The sequence below is a fragment of the Psychrobacter sp. AOP7-A1-24 genome, assembly GCF_052376235.1.
Taxonomy (GTDB): domain Bacteria; phylum Pseudomonadota; class Gammaproteobacteria; order Pseudomonadales; family Moraxellaceae; genus Psychrobacter.
Map to the genome: position 1 here is coordinate 23,300 of NZ_JBQSVM010000016.1, position 13,290 is coordinate 36,589.

Sequence of the window (13,290 nt, forward strand, 5' to 3'; positions counted from 1 at the left end):
TTAAATTACGATTTTAAACTAGGGTTTTAAATAGATTTTATTCAAAATTTTATATAATAAATAGTAACTCTATATTTTGACTGGGTCATTGATTGTCCAGCAATTTAATTAGGGCGTGTTGAATATTCAAATATTAGGGCTGCTGATCGCTAAAATTGCACCAAACTAGGCGCAAGCCGACGATAATGTCGAGACCTTAACTAGGCTTGTAACGACGTTTGGGGTGGTTTTAGCATCAGCCTTTCAGGGCAGTACTCTTTTTTGCCAATACATGGCGAAATTGTTTAACCTAGAATGACTAGGCATCAAAAATTTCTCTGCATATTGTCTAAAAAATAGTCACTGCCAGCACCACATTTGAATATTCAACACGCCCTATAGTATCAGCACACTGGCCAATCCTAAAAAGGACATAAAGCCGACGATATCCGTGACGGTCGTTAGGATAACCGAAGCAGATAAAGCAGGGTCGATATTCATTCGTTTTAGCATCAGCGGTATACTGATGCCTGAGACATTAGCTGCAGTCATGTTGATTGCAATGGCAAAACCAATAACAGCACTAATTTTAACATCATGAAACCACAACTGAGCAATAAACGCCATAATCACCGCCCAGACAATACCGTTTATCGCACCTACCCACAGCTCTTTATTCAAGAGCCAAACACGGTTAGAGCCACCGATTTGACCCATCGCCATACCGCGTATCACCACTGTCAGCGTTTGCGAGCCCGCAATACCGCCCATACTGGCGACGACTGGCATCAGTATCGCTAATGCCACAACTTGTGCCAATACTTCTTCAAATTGTCCAATTACTGCTGCCGCTAGTAGGGCAGTACACAAGTTAATGCCTAGCCAAACACTACGACTCTTTGCGCTGGTTAAGATAGGGGCAAACAGCTCTTCATCTTGGCTAACACCAGCTAGGTTTTTCATGGTGCTATCGACGTCATCTTGGATGATGCCCATGATATCTTCACCATTTAGTTGACCAACCAGTTCGCCATGGCTATTGATTACGGGAGCGAAGCGAATATCTTCTGAACGAAAAATCGCAGCGGCATCTTGAATATCTAAGCGATCATTAATCGTAATGGCAGTATCAATCAGTTCCGAAACCAAAGTGTTTTGTTTATGCTTAATTAAATCTACCAAACTTAGTAGACCGAGTAATTGCTGGCTTTGATCGACGACTAGCAACTCTTGGCTCTCATCATCGAGCAGATCATCGTTTTTTCGTAGCCACTCTTGCACATCCGCAAGATAGATATCATCCCTTATCTGGATAATATCAGGATCCATATAGCTACCAACTTCCCAGTCAGCATAGGTATCGAGCTTATTGACTTGAACTCGAGTTTCTTCGTCTAGCGTTGCCATGACTGAGGTACGGACGCTATCAGTGACGGTATCCAAAATCTCAGAGATGTCCTGAGCATCAAGATCTTGGGTAAATAGGGAGATTTCTTGAGAAGAAATGTTCTCCATCAGCGGCTGGCGTGTATCGACATCTAGCTCGGCAAGCACCTCACCTTTGATGTGCTCTGGTACCTGCGCCCAAATCAGCAGACGGTTTTGAGTTGGGAAGGATTCTAGTAGATTGGCAATCTCATATTCGGATTGCTTTTCCAAAAACTCCGTCATTGCCTCGTATGCTTTATCAGCAACCAGACCCTGCAGGTACAAAAGCTTATATTCGGCACTATATTCGGCTGAGTTATAATCTCCTGACAGCATGGCAGTTCGATCCTGATTAGGCGGCGTGGTAGGCATAAGTCTTCCAAAGTTTTACAATATATAAATAACACTAGCGATTATAACAATCATTTTTTGCGCAATCTAAGGCATGCTTTTGAAAGCATTTTACTCAGATAATTAAGTGTCTTGATTAGGATTAACGCTTACCCAGTAACGCTCGAATATTGGCCAAATATTCATCAGCAACGGCTTCGGGATCTTTGGTCGCTTTTTTCTTTTTCGCTTTGGCAGGCCAATCAATATGATCCTCGGGCAGCTCATCCAAAAACCGTGATTCTGAGGTGACACGCATCTGACCACCAGCACGGCGCTGGGTCGCGAGCGTCAATGTTAGTTCACGGCGCGCACGGGTAATGCCCACGTACATCAGACGACGTTCTTCTTCGACCGTCTCACTCATGATAGAGTTGCGATGCGGTAGCATCTCTTCTTCTAACCCCATGATGTAAACAAAATCAAACTCCAAACCTTTTGCAGCGTGCAGCGTCATTAAGTTAACTTTGTTGGTGTTCTCTTCTTCTTGTTGCTGCTCAAGCATGTCGAGCAAAACCAGTTTGCGAATGATGGTATCAATCGTTCGGTCTTCGTCTTCTTCAGCGCGATTAATCAAGGACTGAATGCTGGTGTAGAGCATATCGATATTGTCGATGCGATTTTTTTCTTGTTGCGGTGTTTTGGCATCGCTACGGACAAAATCAATATAGCCGGTCTCATCAATCATCTGGCGTACGATCGGCACAGGATCAGGATGCTGATCCAGCTCACGCGTATAATGCTCGATGAACTCACCAAACTCTTTTATCGTACCATAAGCCTTTGATGGTAATACGTGAGAAAGGCCAGCATGGGTACAAGAGGCCAGTAGCGATATGCTGTGCTCTTGCGCAAACAAGCCGAGTTTTTCTAGCGTGGCAGGTCCCATACCACGCTTAGGCGTATTGATAATACGTAAAAATGCGCTGTCATCTTCGGGGTTCAAAATCAGGCGCAGATAGCCCATGATATCTTTGATTTCACTACGCGCAAAGAATGACTGACCGCCTGATAACTTGTATGGCACTTGCAACTGGCGTAATTGGGCTTCCAGCATACGTGCCTGAAAGTTACTGCGGTATAGCACAGCATATTGTTCCCACTCATTACCAAAGCGCAGCTTATGTGTGACAATTTCTTTGGCTACGCGCTCGGACTCATCATCGTCATTACGGCAATTAATAATGCGGATTTTTTCGCCTTGACCTTTATCTGACCACAGCTTCTTTTCGAATAAATGCTCGTTATTGGTAATAACAGCATTGGCTGAAGTCAAAATACGCGTGGTCGAGCGGTAATTTTGCTCAAGCATGACGATTTTTAGTTTTGGAAAATCTTCTTTTAGCAGTCCCATGTTTTCAGGTTTTGCACCGCGCCACGCATAGATAGATTGGTCATCATCACCCACCACAGTAAAGCGACCTTGTGGACCCACCAAGTGTTTGATCATCTCATATTGAGCGGTGTTGGTATCTTGATATTCATCAACGAGCAGGTAACGAATGCGGTTTTGCCATTTGTCACGTAGTTCTCTGTTCTCACGTAATATCTTGGTTGGCAAGACAATCAGATCATCAAAATCAACCGCATTATAGGCTCGCAAATTACGTTCATAAAGCGCATAGAGCGTCGCAAAAATCATGTCTTCTGGATCGTCTAAGGTTTCCATCGCCTTGTCAGGCTCAACCAAATCATTTTTCCAGTCGGAAATCATTTTTATTGCTTTACCAACCAGTTCGCGACTTTCTGCACCACTTAAGTTGTCACGCATCATCAGCTCCATCAGTAAGCGTTTGCTGTCATCGCTGTCCATGATAGAGAAGTTGCCTTTTAGCGGCGTATGAATCAGCTCATAGCGCAAAAACTGTAGACCAAATTGGTGAAACGTCGACACAGTCAGACCGCGCGTTTTTTCGCTTGGTAGCAGTTTGCTAACTCGCGCTTTCATCTCACGAGCGGCTTTATTGGTAAAGGTCACGGCGGTGATGCGCTCAGCTGGCATGTCACACTCTTGGATTAGATAAGCAATCTTACGCGTGATCACAGAGGTCTTGCCGGAGCCAGCACCTGCAAGTACCAATAATGGACCAGATACGTAGAGCATGGCCTCGGATTGTTTGGGATTGAGTTGACTCATAACGTGACCTGTAAGACAAAAGCAAGAAAAAAGAGGGTGGTGCCGATATGACAAAGATAAATAAACGCAGTGCGCATCATCAAAACTCGTATCGTTGCGATGTTTTAATAATCTTTATTATAAGAATAATAGAAGTTAAGGTTTGATGATGGAATATCATAAAAATCTGGTGGGTTATTATAAAGCAAAAACGTTCACTTTGGGGGAGGACTTGGGTGATGAAAAATGGGTGTTTGGATACTTGATTTTTGCTAAATAGCATGGCAGTGTTCATTTGTAGCCAAAAACATGGATTTGGAGTTAATATAAGTCAACGTATATATCATAACTTATAGTAGAAAAAACACATTTTTTTTACACAGAAAGTGACCGTTCAATACAGTTAAAAACTAGCTTTTAGGCACTGAAATGCGTATAGTACGTAAATAATTTATGCCAGTTGTCACGTCATTATTGACCACGTGTAATGAGCTATTAAATCAATTAAGTAAGCAGTCAGATATGATATTGATTTAATACGTTGATCTTACGTTGTTAGAAGATGCGTTGGGCGACCAGCCTTTATCCGTGCGCATACCGGAGTCTCTGCAGTTGGTCATGTCTAACATCGTCGTCAATAAGCTTGATAATTGGTTGTTACTAGCAAAATACCTAACATGTGACTCAATGACAGTTACTTAAACACAGTGACAGTTGCTTAAGTACAGCTACTCTGTGTTTTCGTCTGCGTTATACCTGTCGCAACACGGTCTAAATGGGTCAGTGCTTGCGCTGTGTCTAACACTCGATTGGGTGAGGAGCACGTATTATCATGTCTGCTTTTAATTGGTCAGCCATTGCTTTTATCTTAGCCGCCATTGGGCTAGTTGTCTTTATGCTGGTTGTACCGCGCTTACTTGGCGGTCGCTCTCAAGGCTCACAAAAGGAAGAAGTATTTGAAGCGGGTGTTGTCGGATCTGGCAACGCCCGTATTCGTTTGTCTGCCAAATTTTATTTGGTTGCAATTTTCTTTGTGATTTTTGATCTAGAGGCACTGTATCTCTACGCTTATGCTGTGTCGGTACGAGAGGCTGGCTGGCTTGGCTTTGCCGCTGCTGGTACGTTCATTACTATTCTGATTATCGGTTTGATTTATGAGCTAAGCTTAGGTGCGATGAACTGGGCACCTGCTGACAAGCTACGCAAAAAAGCACGCTTATATGCAGCGCCTGCAGGCTTTAATTTGGCAGACATCACCAAGTTCGATGGTGCGCATGAGCTAATGGTCGATCCTACTGGTAAAGTGCCAGCGCAGTCATCCGGTCAAATCAATGTCTCAAACAATATTGAGACCAATCGTCGTCATCTACAAAACATCGATCATATCAATACCACGGGTAACGTTACTTCTGTGGATTTTGCGACGTCTGCTCAGCAGGAAAAAACTGAACGTTAATACCAGTTGATGCTCAGCTTATAGCGTTTGCAAAACGAGTAGTAAAGCATGAAGACGTCAGTCTGTTTGTATTGATGATCGCTGATGATTAGCCACTTATTAATAAAATTATGGTGATGGTACGAGCAAGATGATTGCCACGCTAAGCCTAATATAAAGGTTGTATGTTATGAAATACACATTAACAAAAGCCAACCCCGATGCAGATACCTATCCTGCACAGACCAGCCAAACGGTCAACGATCCTATCGAAGATGAAGTTAATAAAAATGTCTTTATGGGTCGTCTCGAAGATCTCGTTCATTCAACAGCAAACTGGGGACGCAAGAATTCACTTTGGCCATTTAACTTTGGTACTTCCTGCTGTTACGTCGAATATGCTACTACCTTAACCGCCGTTCATGATTTGTCACGTTTTGGGGCAGAGGTTATCCGTGCCTCGCCTCGTCAGGCCGATGTCATGATCGTCGCTGGTACTTGCTTCGTCAAAATGGCGCCTGTTATTCAGCGTCTTTATGAGCAAATGCTTGAGCCGAAATGGGTGATCTCTATGGGTGCCTGTGCTAATTCGGGCGGTATGTATGATATCTATTCTGTCGTACAAGGCGTGGATAAGATTATCCCTGTCGATGTGTATGTACCAGGTTGCCCGCCGCGTCCAGAAGCGCTTATACAGGGTTTGATGTTGTTACAAGAGTCTATTACTAAAGAACGTCGTCCATTAGGTGTTCATGTCAACGAGCAGGGCGTCTACCAGCCGCAGATGACACCTGAGCGTGACCGTAAGCAGGCAGATCGTATCGCTGTCAAAAACTTGCGCAGCCCAGATAGCATCTAAACTTGTAGCAACAGTTTCAATATTTTATGCGCTTATCATAGTTCGGTTATGATCAACATAGTTCAGTTATGATTAATGAAGGAATACATCATTCATGGTCACGGTAGTCGAAAACATAGATCCTAAGATCAAGCCCGTCCCAGCAGTCATTACAGAGCTGGAGCAAAAGTATGCTGGTAAATTTGTCGTGCAGCAGACTGTGGATGAGATTCCAACGGTTTGGGTGGCGCGTGCTGATTTATTAGATATTCTCTTATTCTTGCGCAAACTGCCTAAGCCTTATGTCATGCTATTTGACTTGTCTGCGATAGATGAGCGTTTACGCCAGCATCGCGCAGGATTGCCAGATAGTGATTTCACAGTGTTTTATCATTTGATGTCGCTTGAGCGCAACAGCGATGTACGTATCAAGGTCGCGCTGAGCGAAGATGATGTCAATGTACCGAGCGCTACCAATATTTGGCCAAATGCCAACTGGTATGAGCGCGAAGTGTGGGACATGTTTGGTATTGTCTTTACAGGTCATCCGCATTTGACTCGTATCTTATTACCAAAATACTGGGAAGGTCATCCACTGCGGAAAGAGTATCATGCGCGTGCGACTGAATTTACTCCGTACTTTTTGAACACGGCCAAACAGCAATACGAACAAGAAAATCTACGTTTTGTCCCAGAGGAATGGGGTATGAAGCGTTCAGGTCGTGATGAGGACTTTATGTTCTTGAACATCGGTCCTAACCACCCTTCTGCTCACGGTGCGTTCCGTTTGGTGCTACAGCTCGACGGTGAAGAAGTTGTCGATTGTATCCCTGATATCGGCTATCACCATCGCGGCGCCGAAAAGATGGCTGAGCGTCAGACTTGGCACTCATTTATTCCATACACCGACCGTATTGATTATCTTGGTGGTGTGATGAATGAGCTACCGTATATCATGTCGGTCGAAAAACTGGCAGGTATCAAAGTACCGCCACGAGCTGAAACCATCCGTGTGATGATGAGCGAGTTTTTCCGTATTACCAATAATTTGCTATTTGTTGGTACGTTCATTCAGGATGCGGGTGGTATGACCCCTGTGTTCTATATGTTTACCGATCGCCAAAAAGCCTATGATGTTATCGAAGCCGTGACTGGTTATCGTATGCATCCGGCTTGGTTCCGTATCGGTGGTACCGCTGCTGACCTGCCACGCGGCTGGCAGCGTTTGGTTCGTGAGTTTTTAGAGTGGATGCCAAAACGCTTGGACGAGTATGTCAAAGCAGCATTACAAAACAGTGTGCTCAAAGGCCGTACTCAAGGAGTTGCTCAGTATAATGCTAAGCAAGCGCTTGCTTGGGGTGTGACAGGTGCAGGTCTGCGCGCGACAGGCGTTGACTTTGATTTGCGTAAAGCACGTCCATATATGGGCTATGAGAATTACGATTTTGAAGTGCCAGTTGGTTACAACGGCGATGCGTATGATCGCTGTATGGTAAAAGTTGAAGAAATGCGCCAGTCGTTACGTATTATTCGTCAATGTATGGACAATATGCCACAAGGCCCTTATAAGGCCGACCATCCATTAGCTGTGCCACCACCAAAAGACCGTACACTCAATGATATCGAAACGCTTATTAATCACTTTATCTCAGTATCTTGGGGTCCTGTGATGCCAGCGGGCGAATGTACGACGATCGTTGAGGCGACCAAAGGTCTGAACAGTTATTACATTACCTCAGACAAGGCCACGATGAGCTATCGTACGCGTATTCGCACGCCAACATTTGCACACATACAACAGATGCCGTCGGTCATTAACGGATCGCTAGTTTCTGATGCCATTATGTATTTGGCATCGATTGATATTGTGATGGCGGACTGTGATCGTTAGAACCGCTGTTTCACCAGTATTTGTTCATCAATATATTATTGCCTGATGGCACACCAAAATGCTGTCACTCGTCAATGTAACCACAGTTATAATCAGACTGATATTGTCTAGTGATAGAGCAGGATGAGTGAGGAAAGATAGAAGATTATGAAAATTGTTTCCGACAAAATGCCAAAAGTAGATGTAGAAAGTATCCTTACCACTGAGGAAATCGCTGCCATTCACGAGTTTATGCATCATTATCCACAGGCGCGTGCTGCCTCGCTAGATGCGCTCAAAATAGTGCAAAAGCGTAACGGCTGGGTTGATGACGCGCAAGCAAATGCCATTGCCAATATTTTAGATATTCCAATGTCAGATATGGATGGGGTTGCGACCTTCTTTAACCGTATATATCGTCAGCCTGTCGGTCGTCATGTGATCCTTATATGTGATTCTGTGGCCTGTTATTTGACAGGTTACGAAGCGCTGTCAGCTGAGATTAGATCACAGCTGGGTATTGAGTATGGTCAGACCACTACTGACGGTCGTTTTACGCTGTTGCCAATTTGCTGCTTAGGTAACTGTGATAAGGGGCCAGCGGTATTGATTGATGAAGACACTTACGGACCTGTCCAACCATCCGAGGTCGCGCAATTATTGGAGCTATACGCATGAGTTTAACGATTTCAGAGCAGATTGCTCGTCGCGGTCAAGGACAGGCGCCAAGCCAGCTAAATGCACAGCGTGTTCCAATTTATGGTGATAAAGCAACCGCCACTAGTGAAACCAAGCCTTTGACGTGGCGTTTAGCACATCATGATGCGGTGCTTGATTTAGCCACGTATGAATCCCTAAAAGGTTTTACAGGTCTAAAAGAAGCGCTATCTAAATCGCCTAAAGACGTCGGTAATATGATTAAAGCGGCCAATGTTAGAGGTCGCGGCGGTGCAGGCTTTAATGCTGGTCTTAAGTGGTCGTTCATGTCACCGCCAGATGGTCTACCGCGCTATCTCATCTGTAATGCTGATGAAATGGAACCAGGCACCTTTAAAGATCGCTTATTAATGGAGCGTCTACCATTTCAGCTGATCGAAGGTATGCTGATTACTGCTCATGCGATTGGTGCTACTGACGGTTACATCTTTATCCGTGGTGAGTATATCTTGGCCGCTGAACGTTTGGTTGCTGCTATTGAAGAGTGTTTGGCTAATAACCTGATGGGCGATAACATTCTAGGCTCAGACTTTAGTTTTAACTTGCATGTACATACTGGTGCTGGTCGTTATATTTGCGGTGAAGAAACCGCACTGATTAATTGTCTAGAAGGTCGTCGTGCTAACCCACGTACTAAGCCGCCGTTTCCACAAATCTCTGGTGCATGGGGTCGTCCAACCGTCGTCAATAACGTTGAAACGCTTTGTAATATGCCAGCCATTTTAAACCATGGCGTCGAATGGTATCAGTCATTGTCCAAAATCAAAGGCAAAAGTGAAACGCCGGGTACCAAGCTGTTTGGCTGCTCAGGATTGGTTAACGATCCAGGCCTGTGGGAATTACCATTTGGTTATACAGCACGTGAAATCATCGAAGATTTAGCGGGTGGTATGAAAGAAGGTAAAACTCTTAAAGCATGGTTACCAGGCGGCGCATCGACTGACTTTTTGACCACAGAGCATTTGGATGTGGTGGTGGATTTTGACACTATTCAAAAAGCAGGTAGCCGTATGGGTACAGGCCTGATTATGGTCGTTGATGAGTCACAAGACATGGTACCACTACTGCGTAACCTTGAGATTTTCTTTCAGCGCGAGTCATGCGGTTGGTGTACACCGTGCCGTGATGGCCTACCATGGGGCGTGAAATTGCTTACTGCCATCAATGATGGTGAAGGGCAAGTGGGCGATGTCGAAAAACTAGAAGGTCTTACGCGTGATTTATGGATTGGTAAGACATTCTGTGCGCATGCCCCAGGTGCGATGGAGCCACTCATGAGTGCGATTAAATATTTCCGTCCAGAGTTTGATCAAAAAAACGCGCAGGCGGTTGGTGTCGATGTTATTGATGCGGCAGCCAACCAACAGCCAGTAGCGAAATAAGGAGAGCGGCATGGCAGTCATACATATTGATGGAACCACTGTCGAAGTAGATAGCGCAGATAACTTGCTACAAGCTTGCCTATCACTCGGCATTGATGTGCCGTATTTTTGTTATCATCCAGCCCTTGGCTCAGTAGGTTCGTGCCGTCAGTGCGCGGTCAAGCAATTTCAAAACAAAGAAGATATGGAAGCGGGTCGCGGTCGCTTAGTCATGTCATGTATGGTCGCTCCTGGCGATGACATGTACATCTCTGTGACTGACGATGAAGCCAAAGCATTCCGTAAGTCGATGGTTGAGCTACTGATGACCAACCATCCACACGACTGTCCAACCTGTGAAGAGGGCGGGCATTGTCATTTGCAAGACATGACCTATATGTCAGGTCATAGCCGTCGTCGCTATCGCTTTACCAAACGCACGCATCATAACCAAGAGCTTGGCCCGTTTATCGCGCATGAGATGAACCGTTGTATCGCGTGCTACCGCTGTGTACGTTTTTATAAAGACTACGCAGGTGGCGAAGACTTAGGTGTTTACGGTTCAAACAACCGTGTCTATTTTGGCCGTGACCAAGACGGTCAGTTCGAAAGCGAATTTTCAGGCAATTTGACAGAAGTTTGTCCAACTGGTGTGTTCACCGATAAGACTCACTCTGATCGTTATAACCGTAAATGGGACATGCAGTATGCGCCAAGCATCTGTCATGGTTGCTCAGCTGGTTGTAATATCTCACCAGGTGAGCGTTATGGTGAATTGCGCCGTATCGAAAATCGCTATAACGGTGAAGTAAACCGTTACTTCTTATGTGACCGTGGTCGTTTTGGTTATGGCTATGTCAATCGTGATGATCGCCCAACCCAAGCGCTTGAGCGTATCAACGATAAGCATGTCAAAATTAATATCGACTACGCACTTGATGAAACCATCAAGCGACTAAAAGACAAAAAAGTCATCGGTATCGGCTCACCACGTGCCAGCTTAGAGACCAACTTTGCGCTAAAAAATCTAGTTGGCTTTGATAACTTTTCAACAGGTTTGAACCATCAGCAGCAAGCATTGGTCAATAAATGTATTGAAGTATTAAGTACCGACGGTATTTATAATCCAAGCATGACCGACATTGAAACGCATGACGCAGTATTAGTATTAGGTGAAGACATCACACAAACTTCATCACGTGTCGCGCTGTCAGTACGTCAAGCGGCAAAAAATGAAGGCCTAAAAATGGCGGCGGCATTACAAACACAGCCGTGGCTTGCTGAACCAGTCAAGCGTATTGCACAAGATGCGCTAAGCCCTGTCTATGTCATCGATGTGACGCAAACCAAGCTAGAAGATATCAGTAAGGTAAGTGTGGTAGCAACACCTGAAGATATCATTCAACTTGGCTTCAAAGTCGCTGATGAAATTGCCAACTTCACTGATGACTTAGTAGAAATAATGGATCCACAATCGTCTGAGCAAGGTGTCGATACTGATGTCAGTACTGAGGCTGATGGTATGCAAGCGTTGGCTCAACAAATCGCTTATGACTTGATTCAAGCAGATAAGCCATTGGTTGTTTCAGGTAGCAGCTTATCTTCTACCGCTTTGATAGAAGCAGCGGCGCAAATTACCCAAGCATTAACCCAAAAACGTGCGGCAATCAAAGCCACGGAGCAACAGCAAGTTGACGCACATAATGCCAAAGTAAATGCAGCTCAAGCACAAGCTGCTGATGACCAACCTGAAGAAGATAAAGACTTATCTGCTAAACCAAACAAACCTGAAACAGGCGTAAATACAGAAGCGCAGGATGATGTAGAGCGTGAGCCTGCTGAAAACCTTGAGCTGAAAGAAGTAAATACTAAATATCAAGCACAAGCAGGTATCTATCTAACGGTTCCTGATGCCAATAGCATTGGCGTTTGTATGCTTGGGGGTCAGTCAGTTGAAGAACTGCTAGCCACTGATTACGATGTGGTTGTGGTGGCAGAAAACCAGCTAACAGATGCGATTGATGCCAATAAATTGACGCAGCTATTGACGGATAAAACAGTCATTGCATTAGATCATCAACTGCTTGATTGGCACAAAGATGTTGATATCGTATTGCCAGCCGCAAGCTTTGCAGAAGCAGATGGCACACTGATATCTGCTGAAGGTCGTGCACAGCGTTTCTTCCAAGTTTATGATAATGAATACTACCATCCGATGAGCAGCATCAAAGAAGGTTGGCGCTGGATACATGCGGTGCATAGCAGCATCGAGAGTCGTGATGTCGATTGGACACAGCTCGATGATGTAATTAATGCTTTGATTGCAACGCATCCTAAGCTTGCCGGCATTAAAGGCGCTGCCCCTGAAGCGGACTATCGTATAACTGGTCTGAAAGTTGCGCGCCAGCCGCGTCGTTATTCAGGGCGTACCGCTATGCGTGCACCAATTTCGGTACACGAGCCAATGCAGCCAAAAGATTTGGACACCGGTCTAACTTTCTCAATGGAAGGTTATAGCGGTAAAGAAACACCAAGCTCAATGATTCCTTTTGCTAATGCAGCAGGTTGGAACTCACCGCAAGCATGGAACAAATACCAAGACAAAGTTGGCGGTCATCTGAAAAATGGTGATCCAGGTGTGCGCTTATTTGATCAGTTAGAGCGCCTAGCCACTCGTCAATATGTTGCGCCAGAGGCCATGTCTGTAAATACCACTGATTTACAACAAGGCCAAGCTAAACTGGTACCGATTCACAATATTTATGCCAGCTCAATGATGGCCTCGCGTAGTCCAATCGTCGCAGAGCAACTACCAGTTGCAGCATGGCGTATCGGTATAGATGATGCCAAAGACTGGAATATCGCTGCTGGTGATTATCTAGCGATTGAAATCGATAAGCAACAAATTACTTTGCCAGTACAGCTCGTCGGTTATTTAGCAGAAGGTTGTATTGGTTATCCAGTTGGACAAGTCAGTATCATTCACCCATCGATGCCAGCGTCGGTACGTAAAGTGGATGCACCAGTAACGATGATGGGTAGCATGGCTAACGATATGATGAACAACAATGACGCTGCACAAATGAACGCAGCGCCGACCACCACACAGGAGGTGTAATATGCAAGTTACCCGTATTATCCCTGATGTGCCAAGCT

At 44.9% G+C, this 13,290-nt stretch carries 8 protein-coding genes; 6 read left to right on the forward strand and 2 right to left on the reverse strand.

The features are described from left to right. Nucleotides 1-375: 375 nt before the first annotated feature. Entirely contained in the window at nucleotides 376-1,743 is a 1,368-nt protein-coding gene (gene mgtE / locus ACT3QQ_RS07330) for a magnesium transporter (protein ID WP_444527508.1), read from the reverse strand. Between the two features lie 157 nt (nucleotides 1,744-1,900). Then, nucleotides 1,901-3,934 carry a UvrD-helicase domain-containing protein gene (locus tag ACT3QQ_RS07335; RefSeq protein WP_444521628.1) on the reverse strand — a complete coding sequence of 678 codons (2,034 nt, stop codon included), beginning with the start codon at nucleotides 3,932-3,934 and terminating at the stop codon, nucleotides 1,901-1,903. Nucleotides 3,935-4,745: 811 nt separating this feature from the next. Here ACT3QQ_RS07335 and ndhC point away from each other — a divergent pair. The 6 genes from ndhC to nuoG all read left to right on the forward strand — a co-directional run bounded on the left by ndhC (nucleotide 4,746) and on the right by nuoG (nucleotide 13,252). Further along, nucleotides 4,746-5,369 (forward strand): NADH-quinone oxidoreductase subunit A, encoded by a 624-nt coding sequence (ndhC, locus tag ACT3QQ_RS07340; RefSeq protein WP_444521627.1) that lies wholly within the window; start codon nucleotides 4,746-4,748, stop codon nucleotides 5,367-5,369. A 169-nt stretch (nucleotides 5,370-5,538) separates the two neighbouring features. Continuing rightward, nucleotides 5,539-6,207 carry a NuoB/complex I 20 kDa subunit family protein gene (locus ACT3QQ_RS07345; RefSeq protein WP_444521626.1) on the forward strand — a complete coding sequence of 223 codons (669 nt, stop codon included), beginning with the start codon at nucleotides 5,539-5,541 and terminating at the stop codon, nucleotides 6,205-6,207. A 94-nt stretch (nucleotides 6,208-6,301) separates the two neighbouring features. Then, entirely contained in the window at nucleotides 6,302-8,077 is a 1,776-nt protein-coding gene (gene nuoC, locus ACT3QQ_RS07350; protein ID WP_444523355.1) for an NADH-quinone oxidoreductase subunit C/D, read from the forward strand. A gap of 147 nt (nucleotides 8,078-8,224) precedes the next feature. Further along, entirely contained in the window at nucleotides 8,225-8,734 is a 510-nt protein-coding gene (gene nuoE / locus ACT3QQ_RS07355) for an NADH-quinone oxidoreductase subunit NuoE (protein WP_444521624.1), read from the forward strand. Continuing rightward, nucleotides 8,731-10,155 carry an NADH-quinone oxidoreductase subunit NuoF gene (gene nuoF / locus ACT3QQ_RS07360; protein ID WP_444527485.1) on the forward strand — a complete coding sequence of 475 codons (1,425 nt, stop codon included), beginning with the start codon at nucleotides 8,731-8,733 and terminating at the stop codon, nucleotides 10,153-10,155. The genes nuoE and nuoF overlap by 4 nt, the downstream gene beginning before the upstream one ends. Nucleotides 10,156-10,165: 10 nt before the next feature. Then, nucleotides 10,166-13,252, forward strand: a complete 3,087-nt coding sequence (gene nuoG, locus ACT3QQ_RS07365) for an NADH-quinone oxidoreductase subunit NuoG (RefSeq protein WP_444527486.1) — start codon at nucleotides 10,166-10,168, stop codon at nucleotides 13,250-13,252. The last annotated feature ends 38 nt before the right edge of the window (nucleotides 13,253-13,290 follow it).

Bases quoted from the DNA above. Each gene is read 5' to 3' on its own strand.
- nuoF (WP_444527485.1), top strand. From the start codon at position 8,731: ATGAGTTTAACGATTTCAGAGCAGATTGCTCGTCGCGGTCAAGGACAG.
- mgtE (WP_444527508.1), bottom strand. From the start codon at position 1,743: ATGCTGTCAGGAGATTATAACTCAGCCGAATATAGTGCCGAATATAAG.
- nuoC (WP_444523355.1), top strand. From the start codon at position 6,302: ATGGTCACGGTAGTCGAAAACATAGATCCTAAGATCAAGCCCGTCCCA.
- nuoG (WP_444527486.1), top strand. From the start codon at position 10,166: ATGGCAGTCATACATATTGATGGAACCACTGTCGAAGTAGATAGCGCA.
- ACT3QQ_RS07335 (WP_444521628.1), bottom strand. From the start codon at position 3,934: ATGAGTCAACTCAATCCCAAACAATCCGAGGCCATGCTCTACGTATCT.
- nuoE (WP_444521624.1), top strand. From the start codon at position 8,225: ATGAAAATTGTTTCCGACAAAATGCCAAAAGTAGATGTAGAAAGTATC.
- ACT3QQ_RS07345 (WP_444521626.1), top strand. From the start codon at position 5,539: ATGAAATACACATTAACAAAAGCCAACCCCGATGCAGATACCTATCCT.
- ndhC (WP_444521627.1), top strand. From the start codon at position 4,746: ATGTCTGCTTTTAATTGGTCAGCCATTGCTTTTATCTTAGCCGCCATT.